The following is a 17,808-nucleotide window of genomic DNA, read 5'->3' as shown; positions in this document are numbered from 1 at the left end:
CGGAGTATGGATGTTGTGAGTGAAATAATTGATATGGTCAGGAAAGGTACACCTCTGAGTGCAATAGATGTGATAACAACAAGCGCCCCGGAAGAGATTAGGAAGGTTGCAGTAAATCTGTTTGCCGACCCGATGTGCGTTGCGAACATTGACGAAGAGTGGAAGAATCTGCTTCTCCTCGTTTACTTCTCACACTTCTCCTACCTCTCAGAGGGGAAGGCTGGCGAAGAGGACATATCAAATCTGGCTGTTTCTTCACTTACTGCTGCCAAGCTTTGCAGGAGACTCGGTATACCCGACCTCGAAGCAAGATTCCTGATTAGTGGAGGGAGAGCAATCTACCAGATGAGAATGAAGGATAAGGCTGAGAAAATCTTCAAAGAGGCTGAAAAAATACTCAAAGAACTCTCAGAAAAGGACGAAAGTTACCTTCCGATGCTTGCAGATGTGCTCAATGAACTTGCTGTGCTCTATATGGACTTGAAGAGGAACGATGAGGCAGAGAAGTATCTGGTGTGGGCTCTTGAGATAAGAAAGAGTGCTGGAAACGAAGCGGAGCTTGCAGAAACATTGTATAACGCCGGAGTATTTTACACGAGGACGAAGAGACTCGATATTGCTGAAAAGTACTACAAAGAGGGTGAAGATATTCTCAGAAAGCTCGCAAAGGAAAACGAGAACTTTCTACCCCAGCTTGGCGTACTCCTTAACAACATGGGCGTACTCTACAGAAAACTGAGCAGGTTTGATAAAGCTGAAAAGTACCACAGGGAGGCTCTCGAAATCTTTGAGAAGCTGTCGAGTGAGGATGAAAAGCTGCTCAAGTACGTTGCGGACACCTACGGCTACCTCGGAACAATGTACAACGACATGATGAAGTTTGACGAAGCGGCGAAGTACTACGAGATGGCGAAGGACCTCTACAACAAAATTGAAAGGTCTTACAGGGAGAAGGCGAAGGAATCTACCGCCTCGACATAACAAGTGCTCTGTAAACAAGACTCCATCCAACTGCAACGAGAACGAACCCGAATGCAATAATCAACTGGGCTGCTCTGCTCACGGGGGCAAGGAAGATTCCTGCCCCTACAGTCATATATCCTATGGTTTTTATCCATATTCCAGCAAGTAACACCCTCAGCATAGCAATCGTTTCGGCATCAAACTTCACATCATTATCTTAATCGCCAAAATTTTAAGTTATTTGCAACCAACTTCGTTTAATGAACTACAACAACCTTGAAAGACGAATCGTCATCCTGATTCTGCTCTTAATAGCCGTTACGACTTTCGGCACCCTTGGTTATTATTTCATTGAAGGGTGGCCCCTCTTCGACTGCCTGTACATGACTGTGCTTACTATAACGACAACTGGTTATCGAGAAGTTGGTGAGCTCAGCGCTGCTGGAAGGGTACTTTCGATGTTTCTAATGGTTTTTGGTGTTGGTCTCTTTCTTTACTCCATTGACGCGGTAATTCCAGTTTTAATTGAAAGAAGAAGTGAGAGGTGGAAAAAATTGCTTGAAAAGATTTCAAATCACGTCATCGTGTGCGGTTACGGCAAGATGGGTATGGAGATATCCAAGGAGTTCTCAAAGGATAAAGTCGTTGTAATCGACCTCGACCCGAACAAAGTTACCATAGCAAGGGAAAATGGATTTTTGGCTGTTCAAGGTGATGCCACCGAAGAGGAAGTTCTGGAGAAAGCAGGAGTTAGACGGGCGAGGTGTTTAGTGGTATGCATGGAGCGAGATTCAGCAAATGCCTTTGCTGTAATGGTTGCAAAAGACATGAACCCTGAGATATTCACAATTTCTGTCCTCAGAACGCCTGCCAGTGAGAAGAAGTTGAGAAGGGTTGGAGTCGACATGCTGTTGTCCCCCTATAGAGATGCTGCAAAAAAGGTTGCCGTAGCAGTCCAGAGACCTACAGCAGCAGATTTCATAGAGATAATAGGAAGGCAGGGTACACTCATGCTTGAGAAAATTGTTCTCAGGAATAATGAGTTTGCAGGGAAGAGTTTGAGGGATACGAATCTGAGAAAACTGACTGGGTGTATCGTGGTGGCCATAGAGAGAAACGGAGAGGTAATTTTCCCCGATCCGGACACGGTTCTTAAGCTTGAGGACGTGCTGTACGTGCTGGGGAAGGAGGGGAATCTCGGTAAGCTTGAAAAACTCGTGGCTAAAGCCTCGCAGTCCTCGCGATGAGGTATGCGAAAACGGCAGCACCGAACCCGTTGTCTATGTTGACGACTGCCACGCCTGAAGAGCAACTCTGCAGCATTGCAAAGAGCGTGGTCAATCCGTTTAGATTCACACCATATCCAATAGAAGTCGGGACAGCAATTACAGGTCTGTCAACAAGCCCTGCAACAACTGACGGCAAAGCACCCTCCATTCCAGCAATGGCTATAACTGCATCTACTTTCGCCTCTCTTATCTTCTTTACAGGCTCGATGAGGCGGTGGATACCCGCAACGCCGACGTCGTAGAACTTCAACACTTCCATGCCAAGAAACTCTGCCGTGGCGGCAGCCTCCTCTGCAACGGGAATGTCAGACGTTCCTGCAGTTAGAATTGCCACCTTTCCGACTGGTCTGGATTCTGCAGAATACTCCTTCAAACGTCTTCTTATTGCAACGACCCTACCCTTCCTGTTGACCTTAACGTCGCAATCGGAGAACTCCTTAAGGATGGCCTCGATGTGCTCGCTGCTCGCCCTCGTTACGAGAGACTCACCACACCTTTCAATCTGGGCTTTCACAATTCTGACGACTTCTTCCGGCGTTTTGAACTCTGCAAAAACTGCTTCAGGCTTACCGGCTCTCGAGTGTCTACCGTGGTCTATCTTTGCGAACTCCTCGATATCTTCCAGCTCGTTTCTGCCTGGCCGCTCATACGGCCTCTTCATGGTATTCTTGGATTGACTTTATGGTCATCTGCGCGTTCTTTATCGCCTCGATGCCCTTCACTGCTGCTATGGCTCCCGAAACCGTCGTAATGTATGGTATGTTGTGATCAACTGCTGCCCTGCGTATCATATAGCCCTCAGTTTTGCCCCTCTTACCACTTGGCGTGTTTATTATGAGGTCTACCTGCCTGTTTATTATTACATCCAGTATATTGGGCCTGCCCTGACTCACCTTGTTTACTATCTCAGCATCGATTCCATTCGCCCTCAGGAAGTTTGCGGTTCCGTTGGTTGCGATGATCTTAAATCCGAGTTCTGCGAGCTTTTTCGCAACGGGCAGGACTCTTTCCCTGTCTTCTTTCTTTACACTGATGAATACCGTCCCTTCAGTTGGTAAACGCATGCCTGCAGCAAGTTCGGCCTTGTAGTACGCAACGCCGAAATCATAGTCTATTCCCATGACCTCTCCAGTTGATTTCATCTCCGGGCCGAGGACGGGATCGACACCCGGCAGCTTGATGAACGGGAATACTGCCTCTTTCACTGCAACATGCTTTAAGTTGAGTCTTTCCTTAACGCCAAGCTCCTTCAGCTTTTTGCCTGTCATAAGCTTTGCAGCTATCTTTGCGAGAGGTATGCCCGTAGCCTTGCTGACGAAGGGGACGGTTCTGCTTGCCCTCGGATTTGCTTCAAGCACATAGACGATGTTATCCTTGACAGCATACTGTATGTTTATAAGCCCTACAACGTTCAGCTCGAGGGCCATTTTTCTTGTGTAGTCCACGATTCTGTCTATTATGTCCTGAGAAAGCGATACGGGCGGTAAAACACAAGCAGAATCACCGCTGTGCACACCGGCCTCCTCTATATGCTCCATTATGCCTCCGATAACAACTTCTTCGCCATCACAAAGCGCATCAACTTCAACCTCTATTGCGTCCTCGAGGAACTTGTCTATGAGGATTGGCTTCTCCGGGCTGACTTCGAGGGCCTCGCTTATGTAGCGCTCCAGAGTCTCCTCATCGTAAACTATCTCCATTGCCCTTCCGCCCAGAACGTAAGACGGGCGGACAAGAACAGGGTAGCCAATCCTCGCAGCGATTTCCTTTGCTTCTTCTATGCTGTGCGCTATACCGTTCTCAGGCTGTGGGATGCCGAGCCTGTTGCACAGCTCTGCGAACCTTTCTCTATCTTCGGCTATGTCTATCGAGTCAACCGAAGTGCCGAGAATTTTTGCCCCGCTGCTTTCGAGCTGCTTAGCTATGTTCAGCGGCGTTTGCCCGCCAAACTGAACAATAACGCCTTCTGGTTTCTCATTCTCATAGATGTTCATGACGTCTTCATGGGTTATCGGCTCGAAGTAGAGCCTGTCAGAAGTGTCGTAGTCTGTCGATACAGTCTCTGGATTGTTGTTCACCATGATGGTCTCGTATCCTTCCTCCTTGAGGCTGAAGACAGCGTGACAGCAGCAGTAGTCGAACTCTATACCCTGCCCTATTCTGTTCGGCCCACCGCCAAGGATCATTACCTTTGGCTTCTCCGTGGGTTTTGCATCGTTCTCCTCTTCGTACGTTGAGTAGTAGTAGGGTGTTTTTGCTTCGAATTCGGCTGCACACGTATCGACCATTTTGAAAACCGCAGAAATCCCATCTCTCTTTCTTATTCTCCTGATTTCTACCTCACTAACTCCGAATATCTTCGCAAGCTGCACGTCAGAAAATCCAAGCTTCTTCGCCTTTTTGAGTATTTCAGGAGGAACGTCATCAATTGAATGCTTTGAAGCGAGCTCCTTCAGTTCTTTTTCCATCTCTACGATGTTTTTGATTTTCTCGATAAACCAGGGATCTATCTTTGTTATCTCGTAAATCTCCTCCACACTGAACCCCTTCTGTAAGGCATAGCGGATGTAGAACACTCTCTGCGCATTCGGATAGCGAAGCTTTCTGATTATTTCCTCTCTCGTAACGTCCTTATCCTTCCCGTCGCTGCCAAGCCCGTAGCGTCCGATTTCGAGGCTTCTCAACGCCTTCTGCAGAGCCTCCTCGAACGTTCTACCTATTGCCATAACTTCTCCGACGCTCTTCATCTGGCTGCCGAGAACCGGGTCGGCTGTGGGGAACTTGTCGAAGGCGAAGCGCGGAATCTTTACGACGACGTAGTCAATCGTTGGCTCGAAGCTCGCTGGCGTCTCCTTCGTTATGTCGTTGGGTATTTCATCGAGAGTATAGCCAACTGCGAGCTTTGCAGCAATCTTTGCAATGGGAAAACCAGTAGCTTTAGACGCCAGCGCAGATGAGCGGCTTACACGGGGATTCATCTCTATCGCAACAAAGCGCTCGGTTGTAGGATGCACGGCAAACTGTATGTTACTTCCTCCCGTCTCTACGCCAATCTCCCTGATTATATCTATTGCAGCGTCTCTCAAACGCTGGTATTCCCAGTCTGTAAGAGTTTGAGCCGGAGCAACGGTTATGCTATCTCCCGTATGAACGCCCATCGGGTCGAAGTTTTCAATTGAGCAGATTATCACAACGTTATCGGCTAAATCTCTCATTACTTCAAGTTCGAACTCCTTCCAGCCGATTACACCTTCTTCGATGAGAACCTGGTTTATCATGGACATTTCAAGACCATGAGCAGCGATTTCTTTCAGCTCTTCACGGTTGTACGCTATACCTCCCCCAGTCCCGCCAAGGGTGAATGCAGGCCTCACAACGACGGGGTATCCGATCTCCTCTGCAATTGATAGGGCTTCACTTATGTCGTTGGCTATATCGCTCCTCGGAACCTCGAGACCAATGCGATGCATGCATTCCTTGAACAGCTCCCTGTCTTCAGCCTTCTTTATTGCGTCGAGCTTTGCTCCTATGAGCTCAACGCCGTACTTATCGAGGACGCCCATTTCTCCAAGCTGGACAGCAATGTTGAGTGCTGTCTGCCCACCAAGGGTTGGAAGCAACGCATCTGGCGTTTCACGCTCGATTATTCTTGCAACCACGTCGGCTGTCAGCGGCTCGATGTACGTTCTGTCTGCCATCTCTGGATCAGTCATTATCGTCGCTGGGTTCGAGTTTACGAGGACAACTTCGTAGCCCTCTTCGCGCAGAGCCTTGCACGCCTGACTGCCAGAGTAATCGAACTCGGCAGCCTGCCCTATTACTATCGGGCCGGAGCCTATGACCATGATTTTTTTGATATCTTCACGCTTAGGCATTTCTTCACCCCTAATACTCTCTGAGCATTTTCACAAACCGATCGAAGAAGAAGTACGTATCGTGCGGGCCTGGGGAAGCTTCGGGATGGTACTGGACGCACATCAGCGGGTACTCTTTATGCCTCAGACCTTCGACGGTGTGGTCGTTGAGGTTAATCTGCGTAACTTCCATGTTGGGTGGGAGCGATTTGTCATCTACGGCAAAGCCATGATTCTGGCTCGATATGAAAACCCTACCAGTCTCGAAGTCCTTAACCGGCTGGTTCGCCCCACGATGCCCGAATTTGAGCTTGAAAGTCTTGGCCCCCATAGCTAAGCCAATAAGCTGGTGGCCGAGGCATATTCCGGCCATTGGCAACTTGCCTGCAAGTTTTCTTATGGTTTCGATTGTGGGTTTAACCCTTGCCGGATCACCGGGGCCATTCGAGATGAAAACACCGTCGGGGTTCATTTCGAGTATTTTCTCTGCAGGGTAATTGTAAGGGACAAGAGTGACGTTAACGCCCCTCTTCACGAGTTGCCTCGCTATGCTGAGCTTAATTCCACAATCAACGAGAACAACCTCGTATTTGCCCTTTTCAGCCTCCATGCGTTTCGGTTCTCTAACACACACCTTATCGACGAGGTCGAGTTCCGTTATAGAGGGCTGCTCGACTGCCCTTTTAAGCAATTCTTCTTTATCGTAGTCACCAACAGCAAGAACAGCTTTCATCGCTCCGTATATCCTCGTCTTCTTCGTCAGCATTCTCGTATCGACACCTTCAATACCTGGTACTCCATACTCTTTCAGCAGTTCGTCAACGCTCAGCTGACTTCTCCAGTTACTGGGTTTTTTGCAAAGCTCTCTCACAACAAAGCCCTCAACCTTAACTCCGTCGCTCTCGAAATCATCCCTGCAAACACCATAATTGCCTATAAGAGGATATGTCATCATGAGAATCTGTCCGGCGTAGCTTGGATCCGTCAAGGCTTCAACGTAGCCTGTCATTGACGTGTTGAAAACGAGCTCTCCTTCAGCCACACCTTCGCTTCCGAATCCAAAACCTTCTACGAATGTTCCATCTTCTATTGCAAGGGCTGCCTTTATTCTTTCCTCTTTCATGCCGACACCTGCATCAACTCTTTCAGCTTCTTGACAACTTCCTTAAGGCTGTCAACATCGAAAAACCTGATGCCTGTTATTTCATTGCAGCATGCCATGTACATTTCAGACACAGCCATCCTCAATTCCTCTGGAAGCCTGGGCGGTGTACCAGCTTTCTCTCTCCAGTCGGGCTGCCCTTTTAGAGCTTCAACCCTTCTGTACCAGTCCGTTCTCCTGTAGTAGTGCCTGAGAACTTCCTTGCTTATCTGCATGCCTTCAAAACTGAAGCGACACTCATCCGGTGTACCTATTGCATCCACCACCATCAGCCTTCTTTTTTCGTCGAAGGCAAACTCGAGCTTTCCGTCTTCGTTCACGATTCCGACCTTTGAGACCACTTTCGTGATAATCTCGTTTACACTCATTGTGATTGACTTCAGCTCTTCGATTTCTTCTTCGCTCAATCCCGAGATTTCCTTTGCCTCTTCCCAGGTAATGTAGCGATCCTCGCTCTCAAGCTTCGTACTCGCCTCTATTATGGGCTTATCAAGTTTTTGTCCTGGTTTTGGCATTCCTTCAAGTCCAAGCTGCTCTGGTGTAATCAATCCTTTTTCCAGCCTTCTGAACACGCTTGAACCTTCAGGTAGTACGTTACGGTAGATAACTTCAAGGGGGATGAGGTAATTGGCCTTTTCAGCTTTAATCGGGCTGTAATCGTAACCGTTTACCTTTAGTGGTTTAATCACCCTAACAAGCTGTACTTCCATAATGTTGCTTGGACTTTCCAGTTCTTCGAGCCTCTTCGCCTTATCGCCTTCAACTATGCCAACGTAGTGATTTGCTACATTTTCTTTCTCAAGTCTTTCGAAGAAGTAGGCAGAAATCAGACAGAGCGACGCGCCCTTGCCGTTTATTTTGTCAGGCATCTCGCCATAATCGAAAACTGAATAGCGATCGGAGAAAATGAAGCGCCCAAGCCCAAGGTTATCCCTTTCAGGCTCTTTTAAAACCTGCAAATCTTTTACGCTGCCCATCCTGCTGCCTTTGGCAGTGGTGTGTTAATAAACTTTTTTCGTGCTTTGACGGAGCATACGCATTATTTTAAAATGCTTATTTCGATTTTAATGAAAAAATATATTAAATTTAGCTTCGATTTGCACTCTTGAGCGTTTGCTGGCGACTTTAATCCAGATTAACTACCGATCGTGGTTAGTAAATTTGTTTGATAGATGGGTTCTGTGTCGATACAGAATTAGATAATTGGCGATAACTTACTACCAGAAAGCATCAAGCGTTTTCTGCTCTCTACCTTTTATCTGCGACTCGCTGTAACCAAATCTCTCGAGAATTCGCATCACCACTGGAATTACCTGGTTGTCAATGTAGTAGTCCTTGTCAAGCTTGTAGCGGTTGCCGTCAACATCAACAATGCTATCACCGTCGAAATCCTCTATCAGATCCGACGGAAAAGCTCTGTCTCCAATGTTACCCGTCCCCTTTAAAACGACGAAACCAACTTTAGAACCAATTGTGTAAACGATCCCTTTTTTCGCAGCTTTCATTGCCGCCTTAACGTGAGCCTGCATACTCTCGTACTTTGACGGTTTTCTCGTGAGACCTTTGTAGATGATATAGTCCTCTATCGGCACCTTCCCACTCTTTATCTCTTCGATAACCTTTCTGACGTAGTTTACGGCTTTTTCTGGATCACGATCCTTCAGTATTATTTCAATAACGTTTTTCTGAACCCTCTTTGCAAGCTCACACCAGTCTCCCCTTCTTACCTCCAGACCTTTAACGACGATTCTTCCGTCTGCCGTCAGGCCTGCGTACCTCTTCTTTTCAACGAAGAATATAGCGCTGTAGTACTCGTCTATCTCTATCAGTATTGGCATCTCTTCTCTCAGCTTTCCTATGAGCTTTCTGACTTCTTTCTTCAGCTCTTCAAGATTCAATCCGCTTTTCTTCACGAATATACTGTCTGTGTCTCCATACAAAACTTCCAGACCCAGTTCTTTGGCGATCTGGGCAGACTTCTTTATGAAATGTCTCCCCCACGCTGTTGTTGCTTCAGCGCACTCTCTGCAGTACCACCTCGCCAAACTCCAGCCGGTATAGCCGTAGAATGAGTTCGTTAAAACCTTGAGCGTAGCCTGCTTAATGTCGAGCAGCCTGTACTCGTTGCTCTCTCTATCGAGTTTCTTCATTATCTTCTTTATTTCCCTGCGCTTCTCTATCAGCATGCGCAGAATGCGCTTGAAGAAGCCGTCGGGCTCTCTTCTGAACTTATGCCCAACTTCCGGAGCTACATTGCAGTCGTCGCACTTGCCTATTACGAGGGTATCGGGGCTTATGTTGAAGGATATCATTATGGAGGGGTACATCGAGGCGAAGTCGAGGCAGATTACGTTCTCGTGCAATCCTCTTGCTGGCTCGAGCACGAACGCGCCTTCATACTTTTCGCCAGCCTCTCTCGGATTCGGAGCGAGTTCTCCAAGCTTGTACGCCTCACTCATAAGTAGCCATTCCACCTGCTTGCCCCTTCCACATCTTGTGACGTCGTCGAGGGGGATGCGTATCATTCTTGACAGCTCGTAGTGCATCGGCAGTAGCTCTTCAGCTATGAAATAAGTGTTAAGCACGTCCTGCCTTGCGTATCTCAGCACGGCTTCTCTATCACCCCTCGTCCAGTGCTTGTAGATGTCCTTCGCTTCTATGTCTGCAAGCTCCACCTTTGTTCCCAGAAATTCGGCCACGTTCTCGAGCTTCTTTATCTTTACATCGATGCTCCTCATCGCTATGTCGTAGAGGTCAACATTCAGCCTGCCAGCAATCTTCGGCCTTCCACCTCTCATTGCAAGCTCGCTTCTGTCTCTTCCTATGTCCAGCCTCACGCTGAGTTTTTCGGCTCTCTTCTTTATGTATGGCCAGTCGAAACTATCTTGGTTGTATCCGACGATTACGTCTGGATCTATGTCTTTCACAGCTTTCACGAATCTTTTCAGGACTTCCCTTTCGTCGTCACCGTTAATTATGTCCTCAAAATCGCCGGATTTAACAGAAATAACAATTATCGGGTCTTTTTCCGGGTCAGGCATACCCACGGCTGAAAGCATCTCACAGTCGAATGCGAGAATCTTCAACTCTGGGAAATCATCTTTTGGATTTCTCTTGACGTTCTTAACCTCATAACTTCTGAAGGAGCCTGTACGTTCCACACATTCAATGGTTATTCCATCCATACACGCAAGATCCTTGTCGATTAGGTAGCGGTAGGCAAATGGTATGTCCGCTTCCCTGACTTCGAGGAGTTCTCCAACAGCTTCGCGAAGCTTTGGGACGTGCTGAGGGTGTTTTGCATAGATTTTGAAAACCTCAACCTCTCTACCGAGATTTTTTGCGGTAGTTTCCTCAACTCTCTCGGGAGAAATAACTTCCTTTCTCTTCTGGATTTTTAAGTTCATTATATCTTCGGCAGTAACTCCTTCCTCCTTTATTGCATAAAAGTAAGGCTGAAACGAGCGATCATAAGCTACAAAAATTCCTTTCTCGTCCTTACACCACAGCCTAATTACGGCTTTTCCGTTCTCAGTTATATAGTCTGCGTCGAGCAGCCAGCCTTCAACTACAACCATCTCTCAAACACTTACTCTGTTCTCTTAAAAAGGTATCCGCTTAAGTTCTTGTATGTTATGGTTGCCGAATTGAAAACACTTCTTTGGGGGATCATTGTCTAGTACTTCCTTGTCACAACGCCCGTGCCTATGTTAGTACATTCCTGCTCTTACTTTTAATGCACTTTCCAGAACTTCTGCCCTGAGTGATGAATCCTGAAAAATTATTTAAATTGTGAGGCAAACGAGCAGCGATGTTCCGCAAGATACTCGTTGCCAACAGGGGTGAGATTGCGGTAAGAATCATGCGCGCTTGCAAGGAGCTGGACATTTCTACGGTTGCCGTATATAGCACCGCCGACAAAAAGTCGTTCCATCGTGTTTACGCTGATGAGGCTTACTGGATAGGAAAGCCGGAGCCGAAGGACAGCTACCTCAACATAGACAAGATAATAGAGGTCGCTAAGAAGGCAGAATGCGAAGCAATTCATCCTGGTTATGGATTTCTCGCTGAGAATGCTGAGTTCGCAAGGAGATGCGAGGAGGAAGGAATCAAGTTCATAGGGCCGTCGCCGGATGTCATCGAAGCGATGGGCTCCAAGCTTAACGCAAGGAAGTTAATGAGTGAGGCAGGCGTGCCCGTTGTGCCTGGCAGCCCCGAATTAAGAAATCTCGACGATGCGTACAAGTGGGCTGAAAAAATAGGCTATCCTGTAGCAATAAAAGCATCTGGCGGTGGGGGTGGCATTGGCATATCCATAGCATGGACCGAAGAAGAGCTTGAAGCCGCATACCATCGCTCTAAAACACTGGGTGAGAAATACTTCAGAGATCCGGCAGTTTATATCGAAAAGTACATGCCAAAACCGAGACACATTGAGTTTCAGGTTCTTGCAGATGAGCACGGCAACGTCATACATCTCGGCGAGAGGGAGTGCAGCATTCAGCGCAGACACCAGAAGGTTATAGAAGAGGCCCCCTCGCCAGTCGTTGACGAAGAAACGAGGGAGAAGATTGGCAGACTTGCGGTTAAAGGTGCTAGGCACATAGGCTATACGAACGCCGGTACCATGGAGTTTCTCTATTACGAAGGAGAGTTCTACTTCCTCGAGATGAACACCCGTGTTCAGGTTGAGCATCCAATTACCGAGTTAATTACGGGCATCGACATTGTGAAGTACCAGATTCGGATTGCCGACGGAGAACCTCTGCAGCACGAGCAGGAAGACGTCGAATTCAGAGGGCATGCGATAGAGTGCAGAATTTACGCTGAGGATCCCATCACGTTCCTTCCAAAAACGGGCGTAATCGTCCACTATCGCAGCCCCGGCGGTATTGGTGTCAGGGTTGATAGCGGCATCCACATGGGCTGCGAGATAACGCCCTACTACGACCCCATGATTTCAAAGCTCTCGGTTTGGGGCAACGACAGAATGGAAGCGATCCAGCGAATGCGGAGAGCACTGCACGGTTACATAATAGACGGCGTTGAGACGAATATACCGTTCCACATGGCCGTGATGCATAACGAGGCTTTTGTCAGAGGCGAAACACACACCAAGTTCATAGAGGAGCAGAACATAAAGGAGAGCATAAAGAAGATTACAGAGGAGCTCCAGCCTTTGAAGAAGAAACTAGCGGAGATATTCTGGGAAGAGGAGCTGACAAAGGAGGAAGTTGTTGCTGCGACGATTGCAGCCCTCTGCTACGCAAAGAGTATGGCCAAGTAACATTCCTCTGATCTATCTACATTTTTGAACCACTCCAAACGTATTTATAGGTCGTGTGCGAGGTAGAGATATGGATTTAATACCGGCTAACGTAAATCTGATATTCGTAGGGCTGGTCGCAGTCGTAATTCTCTTTCTCCTTTCGGCGATAAGAGTCGTGAAAGAGTACGAGCGTGGTGTAATCTTCAGGCTTGGAAGACTCGTTGGTGCGAGGGGGCCGGGACTCTTCTTCGTTATTCCAATCCTCGAAACAATGGTCATAGTCGATCTGAGAACGGCAACGTATGACGTTCCATCGCAGGAAGTGGTTACGAGGGATAACGTTACCGTCAGGGTCAACGCAGTGGTTTATTACCGCGTCGTCGATCCTGAAAAGGCTGTAACAGAAGTCCTTGACTACCGCTTCGCCACGGCCCAGATTGCTCAAACAACGCTCAGAAGCGTGATAGGTCAGGCTGAGCTCGACGAGGTGCTTTCGGAGAGGGACAAGCTTAACGTCAAGCTCCAGCAGATTATCGATGAGGCGACAAATCCGTGGGGAATTAAGGTTACTGCCGTAGAAATAAAGGACGTCGAACTACCGAAGGAGATGCAGCGTGCAATGGCAATGCAGGCCGAGGCAGAGAGAGAAAGAAGAGCGAAGATAATCAGGGCCGATGCGGAACTGCAAGCAGCAATTAAGCTCAGAGAAGCGGCAGACATACTGGCGCAAAGCAGGGGCGCAATGATGCTCAGAGTTCTTCAAACGATAAACGAGGCTGCTTCGGAGCAGGGTACGACAGTCGTTCTGCCCATACCCGTAGAACTCCTCGAGTACTTTCCCCGCAAGACTGACAAAAACTAACTGACAAAAACTAAATATCTCTTTTTTTGTAATGTGTCTCGATGCTGCTGATACCTGGTTCTCAGGGTCTGATGGCGGTAAAGCTGTCTCGCCTCACTGGCTTCAGGCTCGGATATGCACAACTCGAAAAATTGCCGAGCGGAGAAAAGTACGTGAGGATCTCTGGCGAGGTGCGTGGGGATGTAGTAATTGTGAACTCTCTTGCCCACAATCCCGACGAGATGTTAATGGAGTCTTTATTCCTTGCGGAAACGCTCAAGGAGTATGGGGCAGAGAGAGTTTTTGCCGTGTTTCCGTACTTTCCTTACTCGAGGGAAAGAGTGATTAGGGGCGAAGCTTTCCCTATCAGAATCATTGCAAGGATTTTCTCGTGCATCGACCGTATGTACGTCGTTGATTTCCATCTTGAAAGGATGGTGGATGAATTTCCCTTTGAAGTCGTAAACCTGACTGCGATGGAGGAACTTGCAGAGTACGCGAGAAACTTTGACGTCAGCGATCCTGTAGTGATTGGGCCGGACGAGGAGGCGGTCAGGTGGGCATCAATAGTTGCCGAAAAACTCGGAGCAGATTATCGGTACATGAGGAAGATAAGGGTCGATGCAGAGAATGTCATAATCGAGTCCGCTCCCGCAGATGTCGAAGGGAGGGATGTAATAATAGTTGATGATATGATTTCCACTGGCGCTACCGTCGTGCAGGCAATCAAGGTTCTGAAGAGGGCTGGTTGCGGAAAAATCTACGTAATGTGCACGCATCCTGTTTTGACGTCTGACGCTCTCCGGAGAATACTTGAAAACGGAGCTGAAGAGGTCGTTGGTACGGATACGGTTCCAAGCCCCATAAGCTACGTTAGCGTTGCACCTCTTCTATCGAGAGCGCTGCTTGAAGGTTAGTGCTGTATAGATGGCCAGTGAGACAAACAGAACCCACAGAGATGCAGGAATCCCTGCAGGAGTAATGTGCAATGCCATTAGCATTATTGCAGTAAAGGTACCCATCAGAATTGTGATTGCTCCGGCGCGCCTTCCGAGAGGCAAGACTCCGAGAATGGCGAGAGTCGGAGGAAGCAGGCTGAGCAGAATTGTGGACGACAGCACTGCAAGCTCGACTATGTAGCCCGGTCTCATCAGGGCGAAGACAGCTACAGCCATCGAGATGCCGAGAACCGCTACTTGACCAACAGCGAGGCCTTTTTCTCCTGCGATGTCCCTCGAAACGATGGAGGACAGCGCCAGTACTATTGAGTTCGCAGTTGTAATCGCTGCTGCGAGTATGCTGAACGCTACGAGCAGGAAAAGCCAGCCGGGCATCAGCGTTAGAAGGGTTGGGGTTACCGCATCAGCATTGCTTACGAGCGGGAATTTTCCTATCTCTGTAAGCGTCCTGAGTTCTAATCCGAGGAACGTGACGAGCACGGTGTAGATGAGTCCAAAGCCTCCGAAAAGCAGAATCATCTTTCTGAGGGCATTGCTGTCTTTTGGGATGAACAGGCGCTGCACGACCTGTGGGTTGGTGAGGGCAAAGAAGAACCACGGAACAGTAAGGCCGGCGAATTTTGCGGGCGTCCAGAAGCTGTTGGGGACCACAAGAAGCTCACCGAGCCTTTCAACTTCTGAGATGAAGGAAACGTCCGAGAAGCCCCACTGGTATACCCAGAGTACCGCTGCAACTGCTGCAAAAAGCATAACGCCTCCCTGCACGGCATCAGTCCACGCAACACCTCTCAGACCTCCTATCAGAGCCCACAGCACCACAAGGGCAGTAGTTACAAAGACGGCGCTGGTGTATGTGATTCCGGTTTTTTCAAGAAGCAGAGAAACGCCTATAATCTGAATGGATGTGTAAGGTATGAGGGCGATAAGCGATACGAGGGCTGCGGCGATGGCTGCACTTCTACCATGAAAGTGTCCTATGAGCTCCGCGGGTGAGACAATTTCGTAGTCTTTTGCTATCTGCCATATTTTACGAGCGAAGGTCGAAAGAAGGAAGAGTGTACCGACGAGGTAGAAAAGTTCGAATGCTGCCGCGCCAACCCCGCTCGCATATGTGTAGCCTACGAGACCAACCATCATGAACGCGGAATACGTTGTTGCCGCGTATGTTAAAGCGGAAATAACTCCGCTGACGTTTCTCCCTGCTATGAAGAAATCAACATGATCCTTTACTCCTAACTTCCTTGCGTATAGTGCTATTGCCGTGCCTGCTACGGCGTAGGCGGCGAGCAAAGCGTGGAACTCATTCACGGATCCACCTCCTCGTTGTGAATGCCACGTAGATGAGATACGCCGTTGTGAAGGTTATCCAGTAAAGGTAGGCTGCAAGGCTGTAGCTTTTGAAGGTAAATGGAACGAGCATTCCGAGGATGACTGCAATGCCCTCTGCAACCTTCATCGAACTAATGTTCGGAGCTGGTTTAAAAAAGCTTTGGCAAAGACTGTTATATGATGCCGACAATGTAGTTAATTATGATATATCGTGACAGAACTCATGCGGGAAGAGAGCTTTCGAAGCTCGATGTTGATTTCGATGTCGTTGCGGGGATACCTCGGGGTGGAGTCATCGTAGCAGCTGAAATTGCAAAAGAGAGGGGAAAACCCCTTCTGATAGTAGGCGTTAGGAAGCTTCCGGTACCATTGAACCCTGAAGCAGGCTTCGGGGCAGTGGCAGAAGACGGCTCCATTTACCTCAACAAGAAAATCGTTAACAGGACCGGTCTCAGCGATGACGAGATATGGGGAATCGCTGAAAATGTTAAGAAGGAAGTAGAGAGGAGAGTAAACGTTTACAGAAAAGGTGAGGGTGAAATACATGATCTGGATGGAAAAACCGTGCTACTTGTTGACGATGGTTTTGCTACTGGATACACAGCTATTGCGGCAATAGAACTTTTGAGAAATAAAAACGCCGGAAAAATAATAGCTGCGGCCCCCTGCGCTCCTGAGACCACGGTAGAACTGCTTGAGGACTACGCGGACGAGGTGGTAGTTTTGAACGTCCAGGCGTATTCACCCTTTGCAGTAGCCGAATACTACTACGACTTCCGAGAACTGAGCGATGAAGATGTTCTACGGGCTCTCGAAGATGTTGACGTCATGTAGAAATTACGTACCGGCTACATACATCGGTAGTGTCAAGTTAACACCTCCAGTAGTTGTAGAAGGCCATAAAGCTCTCCAACCAGCTCTGTACAGAGACAAAAGAACTCCTGAATGGAAATCTGTTCCAGAACCTCTTCGTTCTCTCTTTAAACCTCGAAAAGAATCCTTCTACAGCATTTCTTCTACCAAACGTTTCATGCCTGTATCTCAGCCCTAACCTTTTCAAAGCCCACAGATACCAGAAACCTCTATCAACAACGATCTCTGGCTTGTTTTCGCAATGCTTGAGAACTTCTCTAAGGAAAACGTAAGCTTCAAAGCTTCCTCTTCCTCCAGAAGCCCATATAGCTAGGCATTCCATGGTATCAACGTCTATAGCAGCCCAAACAAAGATTTGTTTCTTTTCCAGTTTTATTTTTGTTTCATCTATCGCAACAAGTCTTCTTTTCTTCTTTTCTGGTTGTTTTAAGACTGTTTTGAGTCTATGGTAGTAAATCCTAACAGATTCGTGACTTATTTCTTCGAATAAAGATAGAAAATCACTTGTTTTTCTCAAAGAAAGGCCAAAGAAGTATAATAATGCTGCAAGTATTTTAAGTTCCACATCTTTCCTGTTCCTTCGAAAGACTTTTGTAGACTTGACGTAATCTACCAACTGGCTTAGCGCAGGCTGCATAAGTTGTATCTTAGTTATTTATTTTTTGTTATTTTGACACTGCCACATACATCATCTTCTGCTCAAAGTCTGTATGTCCGCTCCATTCAGCATTTCGACCAGAAGCGCTCAGGCTCGAAATGTTAACTGCAATTGCCAGTATTACTACTGGCAATTATTGACTCTAATACATGAAGAATGTTTCTACTTACTTTATCTTCTCGAGTACGATGGCTGGGCAGACTCTCTTAACTCCATCGAGCCCTCCAATCTCTGCCAGAATTTTCATAAGCCCCTCTCTGTCCTTGGCCCAGATTTCGGTCATTATCATGTGGTCTCCACTCGTAATGTAAACGTTATATGTGAAATCATACTCTTTGAGCTTCTTTGCTATTTCCAGAAATTTGTCGGGCTCTGTATCCACGCCCGTCAGAGCCGTGACATTGTACCCGAGCTTTGAGCCATCAACTTCAACCGTGTATTTTTTTATAACTCCTCTCTCCTCGAGGTTCTTGACTCTCTTCCTCACGGCAGCCTCGGTAATACCCAACTCCTTCGCAATCCTTGTGAAGGGGGTTCGAGCATCCTCCTTCAGGATTTCGATAATCTTTCTATCTTTAGCATCTATGATTCTTCTCATCACACTAAGTTGA

Annotated in this window: 16 protein-coding genes; 6 read left to right on the top strand and 10 right to left on the bottom strand. The window is 47.7% G+C overall.

Translation table 11 applies throughout. The features are described from left to right. Nucleotides 1-6 precede the first annotated feature (6 nt). Nucleotides 7-981, top strand: a complete 975-nt coding sequence (locus ARCVE_RS07655; RefSeq protein WP_013684204.1) for a tetratricopeptide repeat protein — start codon at nt 7-9, stop codon at nt 979-981. On the opposite strand, the gene ARCVE_RS07650 is transcribed toward ARCVE_RS07655, so the two are convergent. Then, nucleotides 965-1,171 carry a hypothetical protein gene (locus tag ARCVE_RS07650; RefSeq protein ID WP_013684203.1) on the bottom strand — a complete coding sequence of 69 codons (207 nt, stop codon included), beginning with the start codon at nt 1,169-1,171 and terminating at the stop codon, nt 965-967. The two genes, ARCVE_RS07655 and ARCVE_RS07650, sit on opposite strands and share 17 nt — an antisense overlap. A gap of 52 nt (nt 1,172-1,223) precedes the next feature. Between ARCVE_RS07650 and ARCVE_RS07645 the strand changes: the two genes are divergently transcribed. Beyond that, entirely contained in the window at nt 1,224-2,210 is a 987-nt protein-coding gene (locus tag ARCVE_RS07645) for a potassium channel family protein (protein ID WP_013684202.1), read from the top strand. Here ARCVE_RS07645 and larB read toward each other — a convergent pair. From larB to ARCVE_RS07620, 5 genes are all read right to left on the bottom strand, one after another. Further along, complete coding sequence (larB, locus tag ARCVE_RS07640) at nt 2,185-2,913, bottom strand: nickel pincer cofactor biosynthesis protein LarB (RefSeq protein ID WP_013684201.1); 729 nt, start codon at nt 2,911-2,913, stop codon at nt 2,185-2,187. The genes ARCVE_RS07645 and larB overlap by 26 nt on opposite strands. Continuing rightward, nucleotides 2,897-6,127 carry a carbamoyl-phosphate synthase large subunit gene (gene carB, locus ARCVE_RS07635; RefSeq protein WP_013684200.1) on the bottom strand — a complete coding sequence of 1,077 codons (3,231 nt, stop codon included), beginning with the start codon at nt 6,125-6,127 and terminating at the stop codon, nt 2,897-2,899. Before carB ends, larB begins: the two co-directional genes overlap by 17 nt. 10 nt (nt 6,128-6,137) lie before the next feature. Then, the gene (gene carA / locus ARCVE_RS07630) at nt 6,138-7,229 is read right to left on the bottom strand and encodes a glutamine-hydrolyzing carbamoyl-phosphate synthase small subunit (RefSeq protein ID WP_013684199.1); all 1,092 of its coding nucleotides are present in this window, start codon (nt 7,227-7,229) and stop codon (nt 6,138-6,140) included. Beyond that, complete coding sequence (gene purC / locus ARCVE_RS07625) at nt 7,226-8,245, bottom strand: phosphoribosylaminoimidazolesuccinocarboxamide synthase (protein ID WP_013684198.1); 1,020 nt, start codon at nt 8,243-8,245, stop codon at nt 7,226-7,228. Before purC ends, carA begins: the two co-directional genes overlap by 4 nt. Nucleotides 8,246-8,485: 240 nt before the next feature. Further along, nucleotides 8,486-10,846 (bottom strand): DNA-directed DNA polymerase, encoded by a 2,361-nt coding sequence (locus ARCVE_RS07620; protein WP_013684197.1) that lies wholly within the window; start codon nt 10,844-10,846, stop codon nt 8,486-8,488. A 233-nt stretch (nt 10,847-11,079) separates the two neighbouring features. On the opposite strand from ARCVE_RS07620, the gene ARCVE_RS07615 reads away from it, so the two are divergent. From ARCVE_RS07615 to prs, 3 genes are all read left to right on the top strand, one after another. Then, a complete protein-coding gene (locus ARCVE_RS07615) occupies nt 11,080-12,555 on the top strand; it encodes an acetyl-CoA carboxylase biotin carboxylase subunit (RefSeq protein WP_013684196.1) in 1,476 nt (491 codons plus the stop codon). A 70-nt stretch (nt 12,556-12,625) separates the two neighbouring features. Beyond that, nucleotides 12,626-13,399: a slipin family protein gene (locus ARCVE_RS07610; RefSeq protein ID WP_013684195.1), complete on the top strand. Its 774-nt coding sequence runs from the start codon at nt 12,626-12,628 to the stop codon at nt 13,397-13,399. Between the two features lie 41 nt (nt 13,400-13,440). After that, nucleotides 13,441-14,295: a ribose-phosphate diphosphokinase gene (gene prs / locus ARCVE_RS07605; RefSeq protein ID WP_013684194.1), complete on the top strand. Its 855-nt coding sequence runs from the start codon at nt 13,441-13,443 to the stop codon at nt 14,293-14,295. On the opposite strand, the gene ARCVE_RS07600 is transcribed toward prs, so the two are convergent. Both ARCVE_RS07600 and ARCVE_RS11530 read right to left on the bottom strand, forming a co-directional pair. Further along, nucleotides 14,269-15,645 (bottom strand): sodium:solute symporter family protein, encoded by a 1,377-nt coding sequence (locus ARCVE_RS07600; RefSeq protein ID WP_013684193.1) that lies wholly within the window; start codon nt 15,643-15,645, stop codon nt 14,269-14,271. The genes prs and ARCVE_RS07600 overlap by 27 nt on opposite strands. Continuing rightward, nucleotides 15,638-15,793: a hypothetical protein gene (locus ARCVE_RS11530; protein ID WP_013684192.1), complete on the bottom strand. Its 156-nt coding sequence runs from the start codon at nt 15,791-15,793 to the stop codon at nt 15,638-15,640. Before ARCVE_RS11530 ends, ARCVE_RS07600 begins: the two co-directional genes overlap by 8 nt. Nucleotides 15,794-15,867: 74 nt before the next feature. Here ARCVE_RS11530 and ARCVE_RS07595 point away from each other — a divergent pair, with 74 nt between their 5' ends. Then, the gene (locus ARCVE_RS07595) at nt 15,868-16,500 is read left to right on the top strand and encodes a phosphoribosyltransferase (RefSeq protein WP_013684191.1); all 633 of its coding nucleotides are present in this window, start codon (nt 15,868-15,870) and stop codon (nt 16,498-16,500) included. A 37-nt stretch (nt 16,501-16,537) separates the two neighbouring features. Here the strand turns inward: ARCVE_RS07595 and ARCVE_RS07590 are convergent, their stop codons facing one another. Both ARCVE_RS07590 and ARCVE_RS07585 read right to left on the bottom strand, forming a co-directional pair. Then, nucleotides 16,538-17,176 carry an IS6 family transposase gene (locus tag ARCVE_RS07590; RefSeq protein WP_013682893.1) on the bottom strand — a complete coding sequence of 213 codons (639 nt, stop codon included), beginning with the start codon at nt 17,174-17,176 and terminating at the stop codon, nt 16,538-16,540. Between the two features lie 187 nt (nt 17,177-17,363). After that, entirely contained in the window at nt 17,364-17,786 is a 423-nt protein-coding gene (locus tag ARCVE_RS07585; RefSeq protein WP_048086243.1) for an AsnC family transcriptional regulator, read from the bottom strand. Between the last annotated feature and the right edge of the window lie 22 nt (nt 17,787-17,808).

Source organism: Archaeoglobus veneficus SNP6 (assembly GCF_000194625.1).
In the GTDB taxonomy this organism is placed as follows: domain Archaea; phylum Halobacteriota; class Archaeoglobi; order Archaeoglobales; family Archaeoglobaceae; genus Archaeoglobus_C; species Archaeoglobus_C veneficus.
This window is presented reverse-complemented; position numbering and strand designations above follow the sequence as displayed.